We start from the raw sequence: 23,377 nt of genomic DNA, 5'->3' as shown, positions 1-23,377 counted from the left end.
CAGCAAAAAAGCCCCTGCATGAGGGGCTTTTTTTGATTACAGCAGATTCTCCGGGTTCAACGCTTCCAATTCTGGAATCACAAAACGACCGTCTTTGCGAATCAGCACATCGTCAAACCAGATTTCGCCGCCGCCAAAATCCGGGCGTTGAATGTTGACGATGTCCCAGTGGATCGCCGAATGATTGCCATTGTAGGCGTTATCATAGCATTGGCCTGGGGTGAAGTGGAAGGAGCCGTCGATTTTTTCATCGAACAGCGTGTCCAGCATCGGATATTTAATGTATGGGTTGAAGGCGATCGAAAATTCACCGATGTAGCGCGCGCCTTCGTCGGTGTCGAGAATGCGGTTGATGCGCTCGTTGTCATTGGACGTCGCTTCCACGATTTTGCCGTTTTCGAAGACGAAGCGCACGTTTTCAAACGTGAATCCTTGGTAGTTGGTCGCCGCGTTAAAGGAGATGACGCCGTTGACCGAATCGCGCACCGGTGCGGAGTACACTTCGCCGTCCGGGATGTTGACGCGGCCGTCACATTTGACAGACGGAATGCCCTGCATCGAGAAGGACAGGTCGGTACCAGGTCCGACGAGGCGGACTTTGTCGGTGCGATCCATCAGCTCTTTTAGCGCATTCATCGCGTTGGACATTTTGGCATAGTCCATCGTGCAGACGTTGAAAAAGAACTCTTCGAACGCTTCGGTGCTCATGTTGGCCGATTGGGCGAACGCATCGGTCGGGTAGCGCAAGGTCACCCAGCGGGTTGCCATGATCCCTTTGCCAGTTTGACTGCGGTACACTTTGTTGTACATCTCCATCTTTTCACCTGGCACGTCGGACAGTTGAGAGATGTTGTTGCCGCCGCGAATGCCGATCCAGCAGTCCATTTTCGCCAGATGCGCCGCTTCGCTTTCCCCCCAGACGCGCAGTTGCTCTTCGGTGGCGTTCCTCAGTAGTTGGCGTTGGACTTCGTTGTGGCGGATCGTGACATACGGGTTTCCGCCCGCTTTATGCACAGCTTTGATCACTTCTTTTACCAATGCCATGTCGATCTCAGTCACGTCGATATGCACATTTTCACCAGGTTGGACGTTGGTGGAAAAATTGACCAGCGTCTCAGCCAGTTTGGTCATTCTTGGGTCGAGCATCGATACGCCTTCTTTCTTTTGTTTGGTTATAGGTATCACTTCAAGCTGAAAGGGGGAAATCCTGCATCGAAAATCACTTCCAAATATGCTATTATCTCTTGTAGCAAATGTTTGTACCCAAGGAGGTACCCTGAGATGATTTACCCTGAATATTTGTCTGCGATCCAGTCGATTTTGATCGAATACATGCCAAACGAAACGGTGCTCACCAAAGAGAACGCGGATGAGATGGGCGCGCGCCTGCTGGCAAGCGACATCATCAATCCGAACCTATCGAAAAAAGGCTACCACCAAACGGTCGCGGTGTTTAAAGACCGCGGTGTCTGGACTCCGGTCACGCTGCATTGGCAGACGGAGGAAGAGGGCCGGATTTTGTATGTTCGCGTACATACGCCATCGTTTATCAAAGAGTACGGCAAGGAGCGCTTCTAGTTAGAAATGATCGATCGTGCGGCGCATGAAACGAGGCTGGTTCTGAATATCTTAGCAGTGTGAATGGATGTTTGGAGTCAAATTTGCTATGATCGATGCGTTAGGTACCTGATCGATTGCATGTCGCAAGTGAAGGGGGCGTCCCGTGTGTACGGACGTGATTGGGAGACGTTCTTGATTCCGTATGAACAAGCGGTAGAAGAACTTAAAGTCAAACTGCGCTCCTTGCGCTCAGAACTGAAGCGCAGAGAAGAGTATACACCGATCGAATTTGTGACCGGGCGAGTGAAAAAGGTTTCGAGCGTCATCGAGAAAGCCAAGATCTTGAACATCTCACTGGAAGAGGTGGAAAAGGTTCCAGACATTGCGGGCCTGCGCATCATGTGCCAGTTTGTGGAGGATATGCACCGCGTGGCGGAGCACATTCGCAACCGCAAAGACATGGTGGTTGTCGAAGAGCGCGACTATGTGACCAACCGCAAGCCGAGCGGGTATCGTTCCTACCATTTTATCGTCAAATACCCGATTCAGACGGCCGACGGGGAATTGGAACTGCTCGCGGAAATTCAGATTCGGACGCTCGCGATGAACTTTTGGGCGACGATCGAGCACTCGCTGAATTACAAATATCGCGGCAACATCCCGACCAATGTTCGCAAGCGCCTCGTATCAGCGGCGGAAGCGTCGTTTCAACTCGACAACGAGATGTCGGTGATTCGCGAGGAGATTTTGGAAGCGCAGATTTTATTTGAGACCAAATCGAACACCGTAGAAGACATTCTCCGCGATATGGAGAAGTTGATCCTCTCCGGTCATGTCGAACTAGCGGCCGAATTTCATCAGCGCTTTCACGATCTGCAGTTCGAAGACATTGAGAAGTTGGTCGAATTGGCAGAAGAGATCAAAGAGAAACTGCAACAATTGCAAGACGGACCGAGCGTCTAAGCGGAAAAGGGCATGCCAGGCATGTCCTTTTTTGGTGCAGAGAGAAACCTGATCTGCCTTCTATACGTCTTGCTACATGAATACACTTTTTCGAGAAACGGATAAAACAGAGGTGTCGCGAAGATGAGAGGGCCAGGAGTGTCAGTGTTCCTCATTGCCATTTTGCTTGGGCTGACCACAGGGGATTTCGTCGTGGCTGAGGAAGCGGTACCCAAGCAGACCGATGATGCGACTCTGGCGGTGCAGGCAGTGCAGGAGGAGCGAGCACTGGCGCAGAACGTGCTGGAGTGGCACGGAGCAATGGAGAAGTAATCAGGGAGTGGAAGCGGATCAAACCTGGCGTGCGGCGCGCCAGGTTTTTTCTGTTGCAGGGCGGTAGCACCTTCTGGTGCGGTATATAAGTTGGTGCGCCCGTATCTCGCCCAGTTGATCGCGCCTGCAGAAAACGGTTGCGTTGCACGATGAATCACGCGCAGAGCGGAGGGAGCAAAGAGGTGGATCGGTACCCCAAAAAAGTTGTTGGGTTTCCCTTTTATAATGCAGGAGGATATTTTTAGAAAATCGAATTAATATTATGATACAATTGAATTGTAACAGTGTCTGTAGATCAGGAGGAGCCAGAATGATGAGAATGAAGATTCGCATGAAATTATTAGTAAGTTTTTCAGTAGTTCTATTGCTTTTAGTTGCGATGGGCCTGACTTCAATGCTGCAGATGAATGAGATTGGGACGCGGGTGGCACATATTGACCGCGATCTTATGCCAGGTGTGATCGTGTTGTCAGAACTGCGTGCCGAAGTGCGCGAGGCCAACCGCTTGGTATTGCGCGTTCGATTAGAGTCGAATCCATCTGAACAGGATCGCTTGCGCAAGGACCTCACGAAGGTGGTCAGCGCGATAAATGAACATCGCATTTCGTATGAAAAGCTACCTGCAACGGACGAGGAGAACAGCAAATTTCAGGCGTTTGCTGAAAAGTGGCAGAAGTATGAGCAGCAGATTCCCAAGCTGATCGACCCGTCGATCAGCAATGAAGCATGGGATGCGACCAATGCGATTGCCCATCAGGACTTCGTGCAATCGAGCCAGTTGGTCTCTGAACTTGTCGAATTGAATGTGGCGTATGCGCGAACGACTACCTCCGAAGCGGTGGCAATCAATGAATCGTCTCGCTGGTACACGATCATCTTGTCGGTTGCGGCCATTTTGATCGGGATCGCCATCGGACTTGTTGTTTCGTACAGAATCTCCTCCCCGGTGCTTCGTCTTGCCGAACAGGTCAAGCGGGTAGCAACTGGCGACTTGACGGTACAGCCGTTACAGGTGTCCACGAAAGATGAGGTTGCCGATCTTGCGGATGATGTGAATCTGATGACAGAGAACCTCCGCACGATCTTGCAGCAGGTCTCACTCAACTCCCATCAAGTGGCGGCGACGTCGGAGCAGCTGACGGCGAGCGCCGAACAGACGGGTCAAGTGGCGGGGCAGATCGCCGAGTCTGTTCAAGATGTGTCGCTGGGAGCGGAGAAACAATTGCGTGGCATCCACGACTCGACGCAGGTGGTCGCCGACATTTCGCAAAGCGTCACACAGATTGCGTCCTCGATCCAAGCGGTGACCGATGCTACGTTTCAGGCGACAAGCAAGGCGGCAGATGGACAAGAGGTGGTTGAGCGCACGGTGGCGCAGATGCAATTGATTGGCAACAAGGCGAGCTCAACAGCTGATGTGATCGACCTGCTCGGCCAGAAATCGGAGGAGATTGAACAAATCGTCTCCTTGATCACATCGATTGCCGGACAGACCAACCTGCTCGCCTTAAATGCCGCGATCGAAGCGGCGCGTGCTGGCGAGCATGGCAAAGGCTTTGCGGTTGTCGCTGACGAAGTGCGCAAGTTGGCTGAGCAGTCGGGCGACGCGGCCGATCACATCTCCCGCCTGATCAAGGAGGTGCAAGAAGACACGAGCCGTGCGATCTCCGTGATGGGGGAAGGCACAGTGGCTGTGGAAGAAGGTTTTCGGATGATCGCGCTGACCGGGACGGCATTTGAGCAGATCCTCTCGTCTGTTACCACGCTGTCCGAGCAGGCACAAGAAGTGTCGGCAGCTGTACAGCAGGTCAACGCAGGCGCGCAGACGATGGTAGGCACGATGGAAGGCATCGCGGCCGTTTCGGAACAGGCGGCGGCCAACACGCAACAGGTGGCCTCAGCGGTCGAAGAGCAAAACGCTTCGATGGAGGAAATTTCGAGCGCTTCACACCAACTTTCGAAGATGGCGGGAGAGTTGCAGGAATCGCTGAGCTCGTTCAAATTATAGAGGGAAAATGGGGCTCATCAAAGTTAGAGAGCCCTTTTTTCATGCGATATTTATTTATGCATTCCTAAAAGTTATAAAAAATCTCTTTCAAAATGTCGCATATTCATTTATTATAAGGTTTGTGGATGTCGAAACCATGTCGATTATTGACTAATAGGTGTACTTATTGCTATGAGGGGGAACTAATGACATGAAATTTTCAGTACGTATGAAATTATTCGTAAGCTTTTTCCTCGTCCTATTGTTGCTGATCGCAATTGGAGCAGTGGCGGTCGAGCGAATGGACAACATGGAAAAGCAAGCGAACGAGATTGACGCTCATGTATTGCCAAGTGTTGCGATTGCTGGCGACATTAATGCGAATGTCACCAACATGCAACGGTTGATGACGCGGATGCGCTTGGCGCAGACGCCCGAAGCGACCGAAGCGGTCATCAAGGCCATCAAGGCCAGCCAAGCAGAAGTTACTAGCAAGATGGTTCTGTTTAAGGAACTCTCCCAAGGTGAAGAAGAGGTAGCGCTTTTTAATTCGTTTGCCAGCTCTTATGCGGCGTTTGAAAAGCAAATTCCACTCCTGTTGAAAGCGGCAGAAGAACGTGATAGCTTAGGATTCAACAATGCGGATACTGCAGCCTTGATCGAGTTTGACAAAGCGACAGCCGATTTGATCAAACTGAAGCAGATCAATCAAGATTCTGGCTCAGCAGCGACCAAAAGATCGGTCGAGATCAACCATGATGGCAAAAATTTTGTGTTAATTCTATCGGGCGCAGCGATTGTGTTGAGCATTCTGATCGTGATCGTGATCTCTAGAATGTTGACCGCGCCGGTGTATCGTCTGGCGGCGCAGGTGAAGAAAGTAGCAGATGGTGATTTGACGCTGGATGCTCTGAACATGAAGTCCCGCGATGAGATCGGTGACCTCGGCCGAGACTTTGATAAGATGGTGGACAACTTGCGCGGAATCCTGCATCAAGTATCCTTGAACTCCGCACAGGTAGCTTCGACCTCGGAGCAATTGATGGCTGGAGCAGATCATACGTGCCGTGCAGCGGAGCAGATCGCAGCTTCCGTACAGGAAGTATCGAGCGGTGCGGACAAGCAATTGCAAGGCGTGACCGACACGACGAAGATCGTGTCCGCGATGAAGGTCAACATCGATCAGATCGTATCTGGCATCACCACAGTGACCGATTCGACGCGCACGGCGACGGAGCGCGCGAAAGACGGGCATGATGTGGTGGACAAGACGATCAAGCAGATGGAAACGAGCACGGAGAAGATTCACAGCACCGCGCAAGTATTGAACAAGCTTGGACAGAAGACGGACGAGATCGGACAAATCGTTGCGCTGATCACAAGCATTGCGGGCCAAACCAACCTGTTGGCGCTCAACGCAGCGATCGAAGCATCGCGCGCAGGTGAGCAGGGCAAAGGCTTTGCCGTGGTTGCAGACGAAGTGCGCAAACTGGCCGAGCAGTCCGCTTCGGCAGCCGATCATATTCGTGCGCTGATCGGTGAAGTACAAACGGATGCTGGTGTGGCGATCGTCTCGATGAATGAAGGGACTAAATCGTTCGATGAAGGCATCCGGATGATCCACCTGACCGGAGACTCCTTCCGTGGCATTCATGCGGCGGTCAACTCGCTGGCGAAACAGGCGCAAGACACCGTCGAAGCGGTGGAGCAAGTCAATGCGGGGACACAGGAACTGGTCTTGGCGATCGATACGATCGCATCGTTCTCCGATCAAGCGGCTGGCAACACGCAACAGGTGGCTGCGACTGTGCAAGAGCAGACAGCTTCTATGGAAGAGATCACTTCCGCTTCGAATATGCTGGCTAAAATGGCAAACGAACTGCAAGATTCGGTCAGTGCGTTTAAATTGTAGTCGGAGAAACAGATCGAAAGAACGAAAAAGGCTCCCTGCTCAGAGAGCACTGCAAAAGTGACTTTGTGGAGAGCTCAACTAGGGCGAGGATAAATTTTGACCAGAAAAAGGCGAGCTTCCACTTAGGAGGCTCGCCTTTGCTGGTCTTGAAGCCGCGTCATCCTTTTCGCATTCACGGCGAAAGCCGTAAGGTAAGCTTGAATCTTCATGCCGAAGAGACCACGGTATCTGGCCCTGGTCATCCCATGATAAATTTTCAGTTCGGCATTTTTGTGCTCAATATTCGAGCGGCGCCGCTTTCGCATTTGAAACAGAGAAGTTTGCTCATATTTCATCTGCTGTTCATGATGCTTAGAGATCAGACGAATGGAATAGGCGCATTTTTCTAACTAAAAGTAAAACTTGACACAACAATTATTATGAATTATATTTTTTATTAAAATATAACATGTGAAATTAGAAAGGAGGTGACACGACGATGGAAACACTGTTTGATCTTGACATTCAAGTTATCGAAGTAACCCCGGAACAGGGACACATTACTTCTTACATTAGTTGCGATTACTTGTGCAACATCTTTTAGTAAGAAGGGGGGAATACCTGATGGAAAAGCTTTTTGATCTTGATTTGCAAATCCAGCACGTCAGCAACAACGATGTTATTAGGACCGACACGCAAGATTCTTGTGCCGATCATTGCGACCCAACGGGTACTTTGTAAAAGGGGTGTCTGCTGATGGAAAAGCTCTTTGACCTTGATTTGACGATCGAACAAATCAATACCCAATTGATCATGCCCGCCGAAACGACAGATTCTTGCGGGGAAGTCTGCAACGATGATTCGTACTAAAAAGGGGTCGCGTGTTGGAAAAGTTCTTTGATCTCGATGTTCAAATCGAGCAAGTCATCAACGATGCGATCATGCCGGGCGAAACGCAAGATACTTGCGCATACGTCTGCTATCCGGATCTCATCCTGGCGTAAGAAAGACAACTCCTGCATGCGAACAGCGTGTAGACAAAGTACTGAGCGGTACGATGTTTGCACGCTTTTTGTCGTATTTTCGTTTGGGGTATTGTTCTTTCGTTGTGAGTAAAGTTCAAATGTTGACAAATAAATATTTTGAATTATATTTTAATTAGAAAATCAGTTAAGAGGAAAGGAGGTTATCATAATGGAAATGTTCGATCTGGACGTGCAAGTTGAGCAAGAAGCGATCGCAGAAGTAGCAGCTGTGCGGACCGCCGTTGGTTCTTGCGCATTTGTTTGCGAACCGTACTAATAGATTCGAATCTGTTCCGATAGAAAGGAGGCGATCGTGATGGAAATGTTCGATCTCGATGTACAAGTCTCGAACGTGACCCAAGTGGTCGACTACAGACCGACTGGTGATAACACGTCTTGCGCATTTGTTTGCGATGCTGTCTAAATCTCACGCAAGAGAGGAGATTTTCTAATGGAAAACTTCTTTGATCTGGATGTGCAAATCACGCAGTTGAACACCGCTGATGTCGTCATGAACACGATCGAAACTGCGGAAGGTTCCTGCGCATTCGTTTGCGAGTAAGTTCACGAGTTTAAATAAAAGAAAGGAGCGATTCTGATGGAAAACTTCTTCGATCTGGATGTTCAAATCGAGCAAATCACCACCACCAAGGTAATGCCGGGCATCACGCAAACTTCTTGCGCATTCGTCTGCTACCCGGAAGATCTGACCCTGGCGTAAGAACAGCTTGTAAATTTAGAAAATTCGAATCTGGAAAGGAGATCGTACCCATGGAAAATTTTGATCTGGATGTTCAAGTTGTGCAATTCAACACCCCGCAACTGCGACCGGGCGTTACGCAAGATTCTTGCGCATTTGTCTGCTACTAAGAAAAAAAGCGACTCCCTCAGGAGAGCACTGCAAAAGTGACTTTGTGGAGAGCTCAACTAGGGCGAGGATGAATTTTGACCAGAAAAAGGCGAGCTTCCACTTAGGAGGCTCGCCTTTTTCTGGTCTTGAAGCCGCGTCATCCTTTTCGCATTCACGGCGAAAGCCGTAAGGTAAGCTTGAATCTTCATGCCGAAGAGACCTCGGTATCTGGCCCTGGTCATCCCATGATAAATTTTCAGTTCGGCATTTTTGTGCTCAATATTCGAGCGGCGCCGCTTTCGCATTTGAAACAGAGAAGTTTGCTCATATTTCATCTGCTGTTCATGATGCTTAGAGATCAGACGAATGGAATAAGTCTTTGTCCTAGCTCCCGGATTGTAGCAACCATCCCGCAAAGGACAAGTTTTGCACTTCTCTACATCAAAGTAATAAACCATTACCTGATTTGTACCGACATTCTTCTTGCCCTGTCGGGATTTGCGAACACTCAAATGTCCGGCTGGACATTGAACAGCGTCTGCGTCTTTGACATAGAGAAAACCATCGCCTTGGCTGCGAGATGAGTAGACCGACGGATTAAGTGGGATTGTAGCTGTGATGTTCTGCTCTTGCAACAGTTTGAGATTCGTGCTGCCGGAGTAGGCAGTATCCGCTAAAACCTCTTCAACTTGTATTCCTGTTGTTTGTGTGCTCTCGAGCAAGTTCGGTAAAAGTTTGCCGTCGTCAGACGAACCACCCGTTACTTCAATAGCTGTAATAATCTCTTCCTCAGTCATGGCGATGTGTTCTTTGTATCCGAAAAACGACTTGGTGCTGGATTTCCAACGAATCTTGCATCGGGATCTATGGCAGACATGATTCCCTTTCTTGCAAGCAACCTTTCGTCTGCGACGATACGTTTTGCAAAGTCCAACTTTTCTCGGATGGCTCCCTCTGCGTCAGGCAGCAATTCTTCTACGACTTTCACCAGAAGGTTTTGGGAGTTTGGGAAGCCTTTTGTCTAGCTTAGGATGTTTTTTGGTCACAGAACGGTGAAGACGTTTCGCCGCGTCTTTTAGTACATTGAGTGCGTCTTGTTTTTGTGTGTTGGCAAATGTATGAGTTGAACCGATCAATAAGACTTTTGATTGAATCAACTTTTGGTCGACGCATTGGCGAACCAACTCAAAGAGAACTCGCTCAACGCGGTTAGCTCCTAAGCGGTGATTTCGAAAACGAGAAAGTTGATCTTCCGGATTGAGGCCGATGAACCATTTATATGCCAAGTTGACCTGAGCCTCTTGGATGACGCGTTCGTCCGAAAGATTATAAAGGAACTGAAGGAAAAGCAATCGAAACAGCAGTTCCGGTTCATTCGCCGGACGGCCGTAGTACAAACAGTAGGAGTCTTCGACGAGTGAATGAATAAAGTCAAAATCAACAACATCGTTAATCTTACGTAATAAATGATCTGATGGGATCAAATGATAAAGTTCTGCGTGAAACGAAGCTTTCGTTTGTTTACTGGAATGTAATATAGAAACTCAACCTCAGTAGATTAGAATAGTTCCATTATAAAGCAAACAGCACCCGTGTGGGTGCTGTTTCCATTTTTTATGAGCCTTTTTACAGTGCTCTCTGCTCAGGGGGCCTTTTTCTCATGTTTGGGAAAGGTTAGTTTCAACAAAGGCGGGGTCACGACGGTCGTAACCAGCACGACGACCACGAGTACCGCAAACAGCGATTTGTCGAGCAGGTTCGCTTCCAACCCGATGGCTGCGATGATCAGTGCTACTTCGCCCCGCGAGACCATACCGGCCCCGACGGCGAGCGAACTGCGGGTGGAGAAACCGGCCAGCTTCGCACCTAAGCCAGAGCCGACCCATTTGGTCAGCACAGCGACGATACTGAGCACTACGGCAAGCCACCAGTTGTTACCGATGCCTTGCACGTCGGTCATCACGCCAATCGAAGTGAAGAAGACCGGGACGAAGAACGCGTAGGCGATCGTTTCCGTTTTGTGCATCACTTCTTGCTTTTGCTTGGATTGCCCGATGGAAACGCCCGCGATGTAGGCGCCGATGATCGCCGCCACTCCGGTGGTTTCTGCAAACCAAGCAAAGAGGAAGCAAAGTGAAATTCCGATCGTGACCACAGGCTCGGTGACGCGCAATGATGTTATTTTTTGCAACAGCCACGGCACCACTTTCCAGCCGACGAGGATGGAGATCAGGAAGAACGCAGCTTTTTTGCCGAGCAATAGCGGTAGGTTGACATCGCCGCCAGCAAAGCTGAGCAAGAAGGCGAGCAGGATGACCACCACCACGTCATCAATGACGGCAGCGCTCATCAGAGTCGTGCCTTCACGGGAATTGAGACGGCCCATCTCACGTAGGGACTGCACGGTGATCGATACGCTCGTCGCGGACAGGAGCAGTCCGAGAAAAATGGAGGGCAGTGTGTCCAAGCCGAGGAGGTAGCCACACAGGTACCCGATGCCAAGCGGTGCGATGATCCCACCGAATCCAACCAGAGAGCCTGCTTTGCCTGATCGTTTGAATTCTTGGACATCGGTCTCCAAGCCGGCGATGAACATCAGCAGGATGACACCGATTTGTGAGAGCTCATGTAACACCTCGGTGTTTTCAATCAGTCCGAGCAGGGAAGGACCGAGGAGCAGACCGATCAGCAGTTTACCTAAGACGGAAGGTTGGCCGAGCCGTACGGCCAGGTCGCCAGCCAGTTTTGTTGCAACCAAGATGATGGCGAGTTCGAAAATCAGCATGCGATCGGCTCCTTTCTGTTCCAAGCGCTAACAATAGAGTGTGCGAATTTGGCAAAAGAATATCATGTCTGCGATACTGGGGAAAAGACTTTATGATAAGGGTGGCGTAGGTGGATGGAAGATCTGTGGGCCTTATTTTATGAAGGGATAAAAAGTGAACAAAATGTGAATTTTGTCGAACTTGCACCATTTCGGGAACAGTTGGCCAATTTTTTGCTTGTGAAAATGCCTGCGGCGTTCGCCGGGTGCAGAGGGCAGGTCTTTTCGCTTGATGGCACCGTTTCGGAAATGTGTGACTTGGTGATATATGACCGCTTGAAGACGCCACAGTTACGTGCTGGGAAGCAAGAGATCATCCCCGCGGAGACGACAGGGGCGGTCGTACAGACGCTGGAGGTGTTGACAGCGGGGTTGTTGGTGGAAGAAGCACACCAGATACGTTCTGTGCGGCAACTGCGGAAGATGACGAAAAAAGGGTACACTGGCGGTTTGGAGTTGATGAACGAGCATCCGTATACGCTCGGTCTGATCGTGGCTCGAACCAGCGAATTGACTCTGGATGAGATCGCAAGCGTTCTGGCTGATGAACAGTCAACTTGGCCGCTTGCAGAACGGATCAGCGGGGTGTTTGTGCTAGACGTGGGGCTGGTGGTGTATCAAACGTCAGCAACAGGTGAGGTGCGCTACTTTCCGTCAGAAGAAAGCACGCTTGGCCCGGTGGCGGCCGGAGCGGACACGCTGGCTTTTTTGTTCCTTTACTTGAGCAGTTACCTGAACTCGATCGAAATCATTGCGCCTAACCTGATGCCGTTGTTGCCGCTACGACCAGAGCCGGAGTCTCTGTAAGTCATCTGGCAGAAATTTATCAAGATGGGTGCACGCTAGGAAGATGATCTCTCACAGTCTCAGTTCGATTTCTTTTGGAGTTGCTCGTTCTTTTGAAGTCGTTTGTTTGAAGTCTGATGTTGTGAAGTGTGGCCGCATGCTGTAGGATAAAGACATCGCTTCGGGGCAACACTAGAACGAAGACGTAAACTCGAACACTTGACACAATCAAGAGATTCCTGCGGTGTACGTTAGGGTCCAACTGTTTTGAACCTTGAGTGTTTCTTGGGAGACAGAACTTGTTGGCGTATGACAGGCCCACCTCTTGTAAAAGACGATTGGGAAGTCAAAAACTGATGACGGGTCACCCACCTGCGAGAGCAGGTTCTGAAACATGGGGCTCGACGGCATCTGCGGGGTACCTACATAGGTTAACGCCCACAAGCAAAAGCGACCTCCCAGAGCGGCAGGTCGCTTTTTTGTCGTTTTCGTAACAGCAGTTGACGGATTTGACTGCCTATTCTAAAATAATAGTATGAAATGAATGGACACTCATTCATTGAGGTGAGGACGATCGCACAAAAGAAGAACAATGAAAAGTACGAGGCGATCCTTGGCGCCGCTGTCAAAGTGATCGGCCAAGCAGGCTATCACAACGCACCAATCTCTAAGATTGCGCGGGAAGCGGGGGTCGCAGATGGCACCGTATATCTGTATTTTAAGAACAAAGAAGACATTCTCATCTCGATCCTTCGCGAGACGATCGGCACGATTGTTGATCGAATTCACGACGAATTGAATCTCGGGGGCGGAGATGCGGCCGAATCATTAAGAGGATTGATCTCCATCTATTTTGGAACCCTCGGCAGCAATCCAGATTTGGCGATGTTTACACAAGTTCATCTGCGCCAGTCGAACGCGGAGATGCGTAAGCAGATCGGTGACATCATCCGTCCGTACTACCACATCATCGACAAGATCATTCTGATGGGCATTGAATCTGGCGTTTTTCGAGAAAGTATGGATAAGAGAATTGCCCGTCGTATGATTTTCGGCACGATGGACGAGACTGTGACCGCCTGGATTCTCACTGGGGCAAAGTATGACCTGGAGTCATTGATCGATCCGGTCTACGATGTGATGGTCGGCGGACTTCGCACCTAGCAATGCATAACACTTGGATTTCAAGTCTGAAAGGAGTTCACACCGATGAATATTTTCGTGTGCCTCAAACAAACGTTTGATACTGAGGAAAAGATCGTTGTCGAGAACGGCCAAGTTAAAGAAGACGGCGTTCGTTTTGTCATGAACCCGTATGATGAATATGCGGTTGAAGAAGCAATCAAACTGCGCGACGCAAATGGCGGTTCGGTGACTGTCATCACCATCGGTCCGGAGCGTGCACAAGAAGCGCTGCGCACCGCTTTGGCGATGGGTGCTGATGAAGCGGTACACATCACCGACGAATCCCTTTTTGGCGACGAATACACCGCATCCAACGTGTTGGCGGCCTACCTGAAAGATCAAGCGTACGACATCATCCTCTGCGGCAACCAAGCGGTTGACGACGGTTCTGGCCAAGTGGCGATCCGTGTGGCAGAGCTGTTGAACATCCCGCACATCGGCACGATCACCAAACTGGAAGTGAACGGTACTGACGTTGTCGCGCACCGTGATGCGGAAGGCGACCTTGAGGTCGTCGGCGGCAAACTGCCGATCCTCGTCACCGCTCAGCAAGGTCTGAACGACCCGCGCTACCCGTCTCTGATCGGCATTCGCAAAGCGAACAAGAAGCCGCTGGCGAACCCGGGCGCAGGCGACCTGAACGTGGCTGGCGATATCGCGAAGAAGTCTGTCGTTTTGGAAACGTTCCTGCCTGCTGCCAAAACGGGCGGTCGTATTTTGGAAGGCGACAACGAATCGCGCGTCAAAGAACTGGTCGGCTTGCTGCGCACTGAAGCGAAAGTCCTGTAACTTGGGATTGTAACTTGAAAGACAGAGAGGAGCACTAAACATGAGCAGAACGATTCTCGTATTGGCAGACCTGCGCAACGGCGCAGTCCGCAACGTGACTTTTGAAATGCTGTCGGCTGCAAAGCGACTGGCGAACGGCGGCACGGTGATCGCTTCCATCATCAGCAACAACGGCAGTACCATCGATACGGCAGCACTGGCTCACTACGGCGCCGATAAAGTGCTGGTGGCAGATGACGCGCAGTTTGAAAACTACGTGCCGGATGCATATGCAGCGGTACTCGACGCGATGATCAAAGAGGTCAACCCGAATCTCGTGTTGATGTCCCATTCCGCGATCGGTCGCGACTTGGCACCGAAAGTAGCTGCACGTTTCGCGGCAGGTCAAGTTTCTGACATCATCGACGTGACCGAAGACGGTGGCAACTTGGTGTTCACCCGTCCGATCTATGCAGGTAAGGCGTTTACTAAAAACACAGTGGCTGGCGAAATCGTATTTGCAACCGTTCGCCCGAACAACCTGACTGCAGGCGAGCCTGACGTTTCTCGTTCGGCCGATAAAGAAGTGAAAGTGTGGGCGGAGCTCTCGGCCGATTCCCTGCGCACCTTCATCAAAGAAGTGGTGAAAAAATCGACCGGTGGCGTTGACCTGTCGGAGGCGAAAATCATTGTTTCCGGTGGTCGTGGCGTCAAATCGCAAGAAGGCTTCAAGCCGTTGTATGACCTGGCAGAAGTGCTCGGTGCGGCTGTCGGTGCTTCGCGCGGTGCTTGCGATGCGGACTACTGCGACTACGCGTTGCAGATCGGTCAAACCGGTAAGGTAGTAACTCCAGACCTGTATTTTGCAGTCGGCATCTCGGGTGCGATTCAGCACTTGGCAGGTATGTCGAACTCGAAAGTGATCGTAGCGATTAATAAAGACCCGGAAGCTCCGATCTTCAAAGTGGCAGACTACGGCATCGTCGGCGACCTCTTTGACATCGTGCCGATTCTGACCGAAGAATTGAAAAAAGTGTTGGCTGAGTAATCGGCTTTTCCAAAGAACTTGGTTTTCCATAAAAACACCCTCTTGGCAGTCGTGACTGTCAAGAGGGTGTTTTTAGCTTCTGCCGACTGGACCTGAAACTGCGGGAACGATAGCGCCAATAGGTCGAACACCACGAGTAACCGACGCGGTACGCGGAGTGATGATTTCAGCATCGCCAAGTAATACGACAGCGGAGGCGGTCACCGTATTGATTTTGAACTTCCCCACTTGCAGGTCGCCGTTGTTGACCACATTGAGTTTGACTTTTTTCATCGGGAACTTACACCTCTTGTGTTGGGGAGGAAGACTTCCAATTTCTCTCCCAGAATGTTGTCATCACGGACATCTTCGTCAATCTGGTCTGCATAATGTAGACGATTGTTGACTATCTCTTTGAACGTACCTTCGGTGGCGTAACTAGCAGCTCCGCGGTACCCGGCATAGGCTTCACTGTAGTCGAACGGACTTACGCCTTGCCAGACGTCGCCAATGTGCACAACGCCTGAGAAGCCGACAGCAAGCACAAACATCTCATGAACGATCGTTTGTTTGGGGCGAGAGCGTTGAAACATCGGGTTACACTCCTGTTGCGTTGCTACTATCGACGACATCTGGATCAACCGTTGAGGTGTTGTTGATTCCGTTGATCGTCACCGGGAAATCGCCGGTCAAGCCGCCGCCAGAGCCGCTGTAAGATTTAGAGGCGCTTTTAGGCGCAATAAACCCGGAGTCGCCAAAGATGAGGGTGCCGCCTGATACGCTGATGATTTTGATCGGACCACCGACCACGGATGGCATGGCACTCGCTCCTTTTACGTTGACAATTTCACTGGTAGTAAGATATGCAGTTCATGTGGAAATTGTGCAGGCACTCACCCATGTCATTTGCCACGCATAGACTGCCCATAGAAATGAATCTAGGCAGAGGTGGTGGCGTCGTGCCTGCAATTCTCGGCAGTCTAAAAGTGATCAACATCTCTTCGGGGGGAGTCTTGAGCATCGGGGATGTAGGTCTCATTTCACCAAAAACGACGGCCAAAACGTATGCCGGTTCCGGATCGTTTAATACGGGTGATTTCCCGCAAACGTATAATGTGATCTCATCGACAAATACGAACGATAACGATGTGCTAGACGAAAATATAATCGCTGCTATCTAACGGGAGGTGAAACGATGCGCGTCAACCAAACCATTCGTATTGGCTCGATTACTGTCAATACAATGACGAGCTCTTCGATCCTGCAAATTGGTTCCAGCGGCGCCATCAAGGCCCGTGCGGAGGTCATTACAGAACAGGTGACGGAGCAACAAGCTCACGAAATACTTGAGAATAAAATTCATCAGGAACTCGAACCGATCTTGAAACAAGAGGGGTTGCCGGTGGCAACAGAGAACGGGACGTCAGGGAACGGACAAAATAAGCGAAGAGATCGTACCTGATCAGCTCAGGTACGATCTCTTCGCTTATTTGCAGGTTGCCCAGTTTGGTCGGGCTGGACGCGATTGAGTCCGTATACGCGATCGAGGACATAGGCATACTGGCGGGCTGCTTCAAGATAGGCCTCGCGAGCCGCTTGGCAGGGTGGAGTCTCGCCTCTGATCGGACACTTTTCGTCGCGTTCTTTCGCCTTCTGCATGACATTCAACCATTGGGGATAGGCGGGGTCAGCGGGGCCGAAAGGAGGCGGTGAGATCACGTTGTAAAAAGGGTCATCGAAGTAGATTTGCCCTGTGATCAACGGAGTCTCTTCAAAGTGTTCCTTTCGAACGATACCAAATCCGGGCGGATTGCGGGGCGGTACGATAAAGTCGGACGGAACATGTGGTAAGAGGCGACGCTCTTCGCGGCGGCGTTTACGTCCAAGGTATTTTCTAGCCATCGACAGACCCTCCTGCTGATTGATCCTTCAGCATATGGAATTGCTAGCCAAAGGTGTGCTAAATTGTGCAGGTAAAGGCGATTTTGTTCGACAATTTCCCGGGAAATCGACGGGAAACAGAACTTCTGTCGAAAGTGAAACGGCCCTCCTGATTTGTGGAGGGCCGTGGTAAATTGTTCTTATTTTTCTTCGATGGTAACCGTTTTGATGTGCACGTCTTCTTGGGGCTTGCTGTTTTCACCGCTCGGACTCATTCCGACGGGAACGGCAGCGATCTTGTCCACGACCTCAATGCCTTCGATCACTTCTCCGAACACGGTGTAGTTGGGAATATTGTTCAGTCCCTCGGCTTGTGGGCCGCTGCCGATGAAGAACTGACTGCCGTTCGTGTTGGGGCCTGCGTTGGCCATGGCGAGAATGCCTTTTGCATAGGGCTTGGATGGCGGGAGTTCGTCTTCAAATTTATAGCCGGGGCCGCCCGCGCCGGTGCCGGTCGGGTCGCCCGATTGGATCATGAAGTCTTTGATCACACGATGGAAGGTGACACCGTCGTAATAGTGATCTTTTGCCAGAAAGATGAAGTTATTGACGGTGACGGGAGCTGCGTCATCTAACAGTTTGATCTTGATGTCACCTTTGTTTGTTTGGATGGTAGCGGTGTATTCTTTTGCTATGTCGATCTTCATTTCCGGCTTGTTGGCATACTGTTTCTGTTTGGCAGGTGTGGAGCCTTGGGGGTTATTGTTTTGGTTGGATTGTTTGACCGGCTCTTTGGCTTCGTCGGTGCCACAGCCCGATAATAGCGTTGAGATCAGAGCGGTGCTGAGCAGCGTGGTCAGCAAAATTCGTTTGTTCATGTTTTGCTCCTCCGTTTGTCAGGACGTTTTCTGACTCTATTGTATCAGGCATCCAAGGGTAGGCAAAGTGTATTGACAAAGATAGACAGGGTGCATACAATAAAATACAAATTCCATCTTGCGATACTTGCGATGAGAAGGAAAGTACAGGTCTTGTGGTCGTGCAGAGAGCCGATGGGTGGTGCGAATCGGTCGCCAGGGATGCTGGAAACACACCTTTGAGCTGTGGCCCGAACGGCTGTCAGATGGCAGCTGAGTAGACGTCACCGGAGACTTCCACCGTTATCAGCGGAAGGGGGGTTAGTTGTTTTGACTCCTGATGAGTGGTCATGTGCGGCCTGGGTTCTGATGAACTGGGTGGTGCATGGCAAGATGGGTGGTACCGCGAGCGAGCTCTCGTCCCGTTATGGGATGAGGGTTTTTTTATTTGCTCAAATCAATGGAGGAGGGTTTTGGAAGATGGAACGAATCAATCGTCCGCGTGGCACTGCCGATCTTTTGCCGCGGCAGACTACGAAATGGCAACAGCTTGAGGAAATCGCGAGGGAGGTGTGCCGTCATTTCCATGTTCGCGAAATCAGGACTCCTTTGTTTGAGCACACCGAATTGTTTATTCGTGGGGTTGGCGATGGCACTGATATTGTGGAAAAGGAGATGTACACGTTTCTTGACAAGGGCGGGCGGAGTTTGACGCTACGTCCGGAAGGAACGTCTGCTGTGGCGCGGGCGGTGTTGGAAAATAAGCTCTATGTGGAGAGCTTGCCATTGAAGTTGTATTATTTGGCACCCATGTTTCGCTATGAACGGCCAGGAACGGGACGGCTGCGGCAACATCACCAGTTTGGAATTGAGCTGGTGGGAACTGAAAGTGCTTCCGCCGATGTGGAAGTGATGGCTCTAGCGATGCGTTTTTATGAGGAGTTGGGGGCAAGCGAGTTGACGCTTGTATTGAACAGTGTGGGCTGTGCGGAGTGCCGACCACAGTATCGGCAGGAACTGTTAGAGTATCTGGAACTGCGGTTGGAAGCGATGTGTGAGGATTGTCAACGCAGAGCGGGGAAGAATCCACTGCGGATTTTGGATTGCAAGGAATCGTGTTGTCAGGCTGGATTGTTGGGGGCGCCGTCGATTCAGGAGTGTTTGTGTGAGGGGTGTCAGTCGCATTTTGGCAAGGTGGTCCAGGGGCTGGAAGCACTGGGACTGCCGTATCGAGTGGACGCGAAGCTGGTGCGCGGGTTGGATTATTATACACGGACGGTGTTCGAGGTGATGACAGCAACTGGCGCGACCGTATCGGCTGGAGGGCGCTATAACGGGCTGTATGCCGAACTTGGCGGGTTGGAGTTGGCAGCCGTTGGGTTTGGAGCCGGTTTGGAGCGGGCGCTTCTGCTGCTGGAGGAGCAGGGCATTTCGTTGGCGGAGGACGAGTACGGGGTGGATGTGTACCTGATACCGCTTGGCGAGACGGCGGAGATTGCCGTGCTGCCCGTCTTGGACGCACTGCGGCGCGCTGGACTTTCGGTGGAGCGGGATTTTAGCGGGAAAGGGCTGAAGGCTGCGCTGAAAAGGGCGGATCGGATCAAGGCGAAAGTGGCAGTGATTGCGGGTGAAGCGGAGTTGGTGGCTGGAAAGCTGATGGTGAAAGAGCTTGAGACAGGCGCTCAAGAGTTGTTGAGCCTTGATGAGTTATTGTCCCGCTTGGGTGGTTGAAGAGAGCGGAGTTCTTTCGGGGCTAGATGCGCAGAAAAGCCAGCTGCGTAAAGAAGCTGGCTTTCGAAAGCATTAGACGGTTAAGTCGGACAGATTGAGCAGGACGATGGGCTGGTCGAGTTTGGGCAGGCGCAGGATGAGTTGTGGGTAGGTGAACGCCTGAAGGTGCATCATCTCAGGATCAGGGCGGATCAACTCGACTTGGATTTCAATTTGGCCGTTCGCTTGGACGACGCTTGTTGGCTCGATCGAGTAGCCACCAGTCGGGCGTTCGCCGCCGGAGACGATGACATAGGTGGCCGCTTCACTGTGCACGACTTGAAAGCCTGGGTCGATCATCGCTCCAGCGGCGCTGTTTGCTACCTGTTGCGGGAGGTCTTCTGCGTTGTGGATCACTTCAAAGGGGACCGAGCGCTTGCGGGCCTGTAGACGCTGTTGCGTGAGGTGCAAGATCTGCACGGCCTCGTCTTGCCTCAGTTTGAGGTGCGGCTCGAAGTTGCCCGCAACGTTACCGACCATGAGTCCAAGGTGGTACATGTGAGCAACAGCCGCCTGCTGCTCGGCAGTAAGCGTTGTGATGTCTGGAAACGGCGCTTTCAAAGCGCCGGCGATCCCAGAGTTCATCGCCGGAAGCATGTTGCTCAACATCATGGCTGCTTCAAGTCGCGTGACCTCTTCGTTTGGACGATCAATCGCGTCTGGCGCAGCAAAACTGCCGATCTCTAGAACCTTTGTATGTAGCTCGTTACGGGTGACATGCTGTTTGTTCATGTAAAAACGCCTCCTTGGGGGATTGATCTGTCGAGCATTGCCTTACGCCGCATCTGCCAGATTTCCATCGCGGAGCAGAGTTCCGTTTTCTGGGGAAGAAGTTTTTCGTGTATACTCAAGGATGTGGCGACGAACGGGCATGTTGTGGATCGATTTTATCAAGGCGAAGCAAAGGGAGCAAGAGTCGAAACGAAAAGGAGGCTGTCATGATGAGTGAGGCACAAGAACCACGCTATGTCGAATACGCGCTGACTGTCGATTCGGAGCGGGCAGACGAAGTCATCGCGATTTTGCAGATGCGCGGTATTGAATATGTATGGATCGATGCGCCGTTTGAGACGTTTGTAACCGAGGACGGCTATGGCTTTCAGGAGGTGCAGACGGAGCGGACGATCGTTCGTGCGTATGAGGAAGTGGCTCAAGAGCAGACGGTTGAGCTTTTGAACGAGCGGCAAGAAGGGATGCGAGCTTTGCTGGACGGGCTGGCCCATTCGGTGGAGGTGAGCGTACCGCAAGCGGTGACGGAAGATCCGGTGTATGCGTTTTCCGCGTTGGAGGTACGCCCTGGTTTGATGATTCGCCCACCGTGGGATGAAGAGCGCGAGGTGGGCGAGGCGACGATCATCATCGAGCCGTCTGCTGCGTTTGGCACTGGGTTGCATCCGACGACACGGCACTGTCTGGAGCTGATCGACATGATGGTGCAGGCAGGGGATGCGGTGGCAGATCTCGGTGCGGGATCGGGAATCTTGAGCCTGTTCGCTCGGCAGAAAGGTGCCGCTCCTGTGGTGGCGGTCGATCTCAATCCATCGGCAGAGAGCAGTATCTTGTATCATATGGAGTTGAACGGGATTGAAGGGATCGAGATTCGCATCGGCGATGTTTTTACAGAGTTTGCCGATGTGGAGCACTTTTTTGATCTCGTGGCGGTGAATATCGGCGGGAAAGAAGCGATGGAATTGGCGCCGTTGCTGACACGAATTGTGAAAGCAGACGGGGTGCTGTTGCTGTCAGGAATTGTGGAGTGGATCGAGGAGCAGGTGGTACGTTGTTTTGCCGAGATAGGTTATCGCGTTACAGAGCGCAGGCAAGGTGAGGAATGGGTGACGCTTACCGTGCAGCAGTTGTCCAAGTAGAGGAGAGGCGGCGAGAAAGGGGCCGCCTCTTTTTTATGGCCCGCCGATCAATGCAGGCGAGGAGGTCGTTATTCCTTAATGAATAGGTTTGAAAACAATCGAACGCAATCAAGAACATGCTGACCGATTTCGAAGGATGATCCGAATCTACGAGAAAAACGAATGATTTGAAAAATTGCTATATTTATTTCAAGCAAAGCAGAGCCATCATCAGTTCGGTGTCAAGGGTGGGCTCGGGGAGCAGGTGGCGACTTCTCGTTTACTCAAAATATGCTGCAGGCGACCGGAGAACAGCGAAACAACTTGAAAAAAAAGCCGGGATTGCAGTCCCGGCGCTTACGTGTGAAATGTCGATTGTGGAATCTTTTCGGCGAGCGATTCGCGTACCTGTTTGTAGGAAGGCAACAGGCGGCAGATGCCGACTGCACCAATTTCCATCACGCCACAGATTACGAAGACTGCACGCGTCCCGATCGCGGCGGCAAGCGAAGTTCCGGCACCGACAGATAGCAAGGAAAGGGGGCCGGTGATCGGGCCGAATGCTCCGTAGACACGGCCGCGCATATGTTCTGGCACAATCGTTTGGATCAGAGTGTCCTGTACGATCTGGTTAACCGAGCCGATGATGCCAAAGAAGGCGAAACAGGTGATGGCGACGGTCATCGTGTCACTCATCGCGAACACCACGACTGCGACTCCATCAAGGGCGAGTGATGCGAAGAGCAACAGCAGCATCGGGAGCCGCTTGACGAGCAAAGTGGTCAGAAATGCGCCGACCAAGCCGCCGATGCCAAGTGCGGAGAACAACAGCCCGACAGCGCCGCTCGCTTGATCTTCCGGCACGAGGTGCTGGCCGACAAACAACATCGTCAGCGTGCCTTGCGTGCCCATGCACAAGGTAAATAGCATCATGAACACGAACAGATAGATCAATATCGGCTCAGTTCGAATGTAGGCGACACCTTCGCGCACCTCCTGCCACATGGAGGAGTTAGAGCGTTCAGCTTTGCTCCTGTTCGCGGCACGGTCGTGGACTTTGACCAGCAAAAGCAGCAGTGGGGCGAGCAGGTAAAGCGTCATGCCGACCAAAAAAGCGGTTTGCGAACCAAAAGAGAATACGACCCATCCGCCGAGCGCAGGGCGAAAGATTTGCCAGAGATTGTTCATGGTCGCAAGCAGCGAGTTCATCGCCACGTATTGATCGGATTTCACGAGCAATGGCAAAAATGCGCGATGTGGTGGCTCACCAAAGGAGACAAACGTGGAATGAATGGCAGCGAGCAGGTAAAGATGCCAGAGCTCGGTGGATAAAAACATCAAAAACAAAGTTCCGGCACGCAGGATGTAGCAAATGATGAGCAGCGTGCGTTTGGACATGCGATCTGCCAGAAGCCCGGCCCACGGTGAGATCAAAATACCGGGCAAAATCTCGAGCATCGTCGCGATCCCAAGCGCCACAGGGTCATGGCCGGAAAGACGTAACACCTGCGACCAGATTGCAAACATTTGCACAAAGTTGGAAAATCCACCTAAGTAGTAGGTGCTAAGATAGGTTGTAAAATTTCGGTTGGCCAGTATTTCCCGAAACTGCTTGAAATCCCGAGACATGAGCACACCTCCTTTTCCGAAAAGACAGAAAACGACCGCAGGCAACAGTTGCCCGCGGTCGTTTTTCATAAAATAGCAAAACGAGTCCCGTTCAATCCTGTGGCACATGCTGCGGCGCGTATAATGTTGCTTCAAACGCTCGACGATTGATCATCACATGTGCCCCCTTTCGGATTGTCAGTTAATTTTTCTTATTATCCTGCCAAGACGCTCCG

General features: G+C 51.4%; 25 protein-coding genes, 1 other RNA gene, 1 pseudogene and 1 other annotated feature. Of the genes and pseudogenes, 16 read left to right on the top strand and 11 right to left on the bottom strand.

Annotation, left to right across the window (positions count from 1 at the left end):
• Positions 1–36: 36 nt before the first annotated feature.
• Positions 37–1,146 (bottom strand): aminopeptidase, encoded by a 1,110-nt coding sequence (locus CIG75_RS16535; protein ID WP_094237635.1) that lies wholly within the window; start codon positions 1,144–1,146, stop codon positions 37–39.
• A gap of 135 nt (positions 1,147–1,281) precedes the next feature.
• Between CIG75_RS16535 and CIG75_RS16530 the strand changes: the two genes are divergently transcribed.
• The 5 genes from CIG75_RS16530 to CIG75_RS16510 all read left to right on the top strand — a co-directional run bounded on the left by CIG75_RS16530 (position 1,282) and on the right by CIG75_RS16510 (position 6,734).
• Positions 1,282–1,578, top strand: a complete 297-nt coding sequence (locus CIG75_RS16530) for a hypothetical protein (protein WP_094237634.1) — start codon at positions 1,282–1,284, stop codon at positions 1,576–1,578.
• A gap of 147 nt (positions 1,579–1,725) precedes the next feature.
• Positions 1,726–2,523 carry a GTP pyrophosphokinase gene (locus CIG75_RS16525; RefSeq protein ID WP_094237633.1) on the top strand — a complete coding sequence of 266 codons (798 nt, stop codon included), beginning with the start codon at positions 1,726–1,728 and terminating at the stop codon, positions 2,521–2,523.
• A gap of 138 nt (positions 2,524–2,661) precedes the next feature.
• A complete protein-coding gene (locus CIG75_RS16520) occupies positions 2,662–2,835 on the top strand; it encodes a hypothetical protein (protein ID WP_157729606.1) in 174 nt (57 codons plus the stop codon).
• Between the two features lie 310 nt (positions 2,836–3,145).
• Positions 3,146–4,843, top strand: a complete 1,698-nt coding sequence (locus CIG75_RS16515; protein ID WP_172844472.1) for a methyl-accepting chemotaxis protein — start codon at positions 3,146–3,148, stop codon at positions 4,841–4,843.
• 190 nt (positions 4,844–5,033) lie between these two features.
• On the top strand, positions 5,034–6,734 hold the full coding sequence (locus tag CIG75_RS16510; protein WP_094237630.1) for a methyl-accepting chemotaxis protein: 1,701 nt from the start codon (positions 5,034–5,036) through the stop codon (positions 6,732–6,734).
• 122 nt (positions 6,735–6,856) lie between these two features.
• On the opposite strand, the gene CIG75_RS21645 is transcribed toward CIG75_RS16510, so the two are convergent.
• Entirely contained in the window at positions 6,857–7,039 is a 183-nt protein-coding gene (locus CIG75_RS21645) for a transposase (RefSeq protein WP_407701296.1), read from the bottom strand.
• A gap of 868 nt (positions 7,040–7,907) precedes the next feature.
• Here CIG75_RS21645 and CIG75_RS21040 point away from each other — a divergent pair.
• Complete coding sequence (locus CIG75_RS21040) at positions 7,908–8,015, top strand: FDLD family class I lanthipeptide (protein ID WP_193791324.1); 108 nt, start codon at positions 7,908–7,910, stop codon at positions 8,013–8,015.
• A gap of 321 nt (positions 8,016–8,336) precedes the next feature.
• The gene (locus CIG75_RS21035; RefSeq protein ID WP_193791323.1) at positions 8,337–8,459 is read left to right on the top strand and encodes an FDLD family class I lanthipeptide; all 123 of its coding nucleotides are present in this window, start codon (positions 8,337–8,339) and stop codon (positions 8,457–8,459) included.
• A 206-nt stretch (positions 8,460–8,665) separates the two neighbouring features.
• Here the strand turns inward: CIG75_RS21035 and CIG75_RS16500 are convergent.
• A pseudogene (locus CIG75_RS16500) lies at positions 8,666–10,126 on the bottom strand (IS1182 family transposase).
• Positions 10,127–10,230: 104 nt separating this feature from the next.
• Positions 10,231–11,373: a cation:proton antiporter gene (locus CIG75_RS16495; protein ID WP_094237628.1), complete on the bottom strand. Its 1,143-nt coding sequence runs from the start codon at positions 11,371–11,373 to the stop codon at positions 10,231–10,233.
• Positions 11,374–11,487: 114 nt separating this feature from the next.
• Between CIG75_RS16495 and CIG75_RS16490 the strand changes: the two genes are divergently transcribed.
• The 5 genes from CIG75_RS16490 to CIG75_RS16470 all read left to right on the top strand — a co-directional run bounded on the left by CIG75_RS16490 (position 11,488) and on the right by CIG75_RS16470 (position 15,199).
• Positions 11,488–12,219, top strand: coding sequence for a DUF6602 domain-containing protein (locus CIG75_RS16490; protein ID WP_094237627.1), 732 nt, complete (start codon positions 11,488–11,490; stop codon positions 12,217–12,219).
• A 212-nt stretch (positions 12,220–12,431) separates the two neighbouring features.
• Positions 12,432–12,622: non-coding RNA, 6S RNA (gene ssrS / locus CIG75_RS16485), on the top strand.
• A 140-nt stretch (positions 12,623–12,762) separates the two neighbouring features.
• Positions 12,763–13,362: a fatty acid metabolism transcriptional regulator FadR gene (locus CIG75_RS16480; RefSeq protein ID WP_227874263.1), complete on the top strand. Its 600-nt coding sequence runs from the start codon at positions 12,763–12,765 to the stop codon at positions 13,360–13,362.
• A gap of 45 nt (positions 13,363–13,407) precedes the next feature.
• Positions 13,408–14,172, top strand: a complete 765-nt coding sequence (locus CIG75_RS16475) for an electron transfer flavoprotein subunit beta/FixA family protein (RefSeq protein WP_094237625.1) — start codon at positions 13,408–13,410, stop codon at positions 14,170–14,172.
• Between the two features lie 40 nt (positions 14,173–14,212).
• On the top strand, positions 14,213–15,199 hold the full coding sequence (locus CIG75_RS16470) for an electron transfer flavoprotein subunit alpha/FixB family protein (protein ID WP_094237624.1): 987 nt from the start codon (positions 14,213–14,215) through the stop codon (positions 15,197–15,199).
• A 72-nt stretch (positions 15,200–15,271) separates the two neighbouring features.
• On the opposite strand, the gene CIG75_RS16465 is transcribed toward CIG75_RS16470, so the two are convergent.
• From CIG75_RS16465 to CIG75_RS16455, 3 genes are read right to left on the bottom strand one after another with little or no spacing between them, the layout of a single operon-like run.
• Complete coding sequence (locus CIG75_RS16465) at positions 15,272–15,472, bottom strand: hypothetical protein (RefSeq protein WP_094237623.1); 201 nt, start codon at positions 15,470–15,472, stop codon at positions 15,272–15,274.
• Positions 15,469–15,771, bottom strand: a complete 303-nt coding sequence (locus CIG75_RS16460) for a hypothetical protein (protein ID WP_094237622.1) — start codon at positions 15,769–15,771, stop codon at positions 15,469–15,471. Before CIG75_RS16460 ends, CIG75_RS16465 begins: the two co-directional genes overlap by 4 nt.
• Before the next feature lie 4 nt (positions 15,772–15,775).
• Entirely contained in the window at positions 15,776–15,997 is a 222-nt protein-coding gene (locus CIG75_RS16455) for a spore germination protein (RefSeq protein ID WP_094237621.1), read from the bottom strand.
• Positions 15,998–16,137: 140 nt separating this feature from the next.
• Between CIG75_RS16455 and CIG75_RS16450 the strand changes: the two genes are divergently transcribed.
• Positions 16,138–16,359: a spore germination protein gene (locus CIG75_RS16450; RefSeq protein ID WP_094237620.1), complete on the top strand. Its 222-nt coding sequence runs from the start codon at positions 16,138–16,140 to the stop codon at positions 16,357–16,359.
• Between the two features lie 14 nt (positions 16,360–16,373).
• Entirely contained in the window at positions 16,374–16,640 is a 267-nt protein-coding gene (locus CIG75_RS16445; RefSeq protein WP_094237619.1) for a spore germination protein GerPB, read from the top strand.
• 5 nt (positions 16,641–16,645) lie between these two features.
• On the opposite strand, the gene CIG75_RS16440 is transcribed toward CIG75_RS16445, so the two are convergent.
• On the bottom strand, positions 16,646–17,080 hold the full coding sequence (locus CIG75_RS16440) for a hypothetical protein (protein WP_094237618.1): 435 nt from the start codon (positions 17,078–17,080) through the stop codon (positions 16,646–16,648).
• Positions 17,081–17,259: 179 nt separating this feature from the next.
• The gene (locus CIG75_RS16435; protein ID WP_094237617.1) at positions 17,260–17,937 is read right to left on the bottom strand and encodes a peptidylprolyl isomerase; all 678 of its coding nucleotides are present in this window, start codon (positions 17,935–17,937) and stop codon (positions 17,260–17,262) included.
• A 123-nt stretch (positions 17,938–18,060) separates the two neighbouring features.
• Positions 18,061–18,344: a binding site (T-box leader), on the top strand.
• 52 nt (positions 18,345–18,396) lie between these two features.
• Here CIG75_RS16435 and hisS point away from each other — a divergent pair.
• Positions 18,397–19,647, top strand: a complete 1,251-nt coding sequence (gene hisS / locus CIG75_RS16430; protein WP_094237616.1) for a histidine--tRNA ligase — start codon at positions 18,397–18,399, stop codon at positions 19,645–19,647.
• A 72-nt stretch (positions 19,648–19,719) separates the two neighbouring features.
• Here the strand turns inward: hisS and CIG75_RS16425 are convergent, their stop codons facing one another.
• Positions 19,720–20,418 (bottom strand): protease complex subunit PrcB family protein, encoded by a 699-nt coding sequence (locus CIG75_RS16425; RefSeq protein ID WP_094237615.1) that lies wholly within the window; start codon positions 20,416–20,418, stop codon positions 19,720–19,722.
• 206 nt (positions 20,419–20,624) lie between these two features.
• On the opposite strand from CIG75_RS16425, the gene CIG75_RS16420 reads away from it, so the two are divergent.
• On the top strand, positions 20,625–21,554 hold the full coding sequence (locus tag CIG75_RS16420; protein WP_094237614.1) for a 50S ribosomal protein L11 methyltransferase: 930 nt from the start codon (positions 20,625–20,627) through the stop codon (positions 21,552–21,554).
• A 336-nt stretch (positions 21,555–21,890) separates the two neighbouring features.
• Here the strand turns inward: CIG75_RS16420 and CIG75_RS16415 are convergent, their stop codons facing one another.
• Positions 21,891–23,162: an MFS transporter gene (locus CIG75_RS16415; RefSeq protein WP_157729605.1), complete on the bottom strand. Its 1,272-nt coding sequence runs from the start codon at positions 23,160–23,162 to the stop codon at positions 21,891–21,893.
• Positions 23,163–23,377 lie beyond the last annotated feature (215 nt).

The organism is Tumebacillus algifaecis (genome assembly GCF_002243515.1).
GTDB classification, from domain to species: Bacteria; Bacillota; Bacilli; order Tumebacillales; family Tumebacillaceae; genus Tumebacillus_A; species Tumebacillus_A algifaecis.
This window is presented reverse-complemented; position numbering and strand designations above follow the sequence as displayed.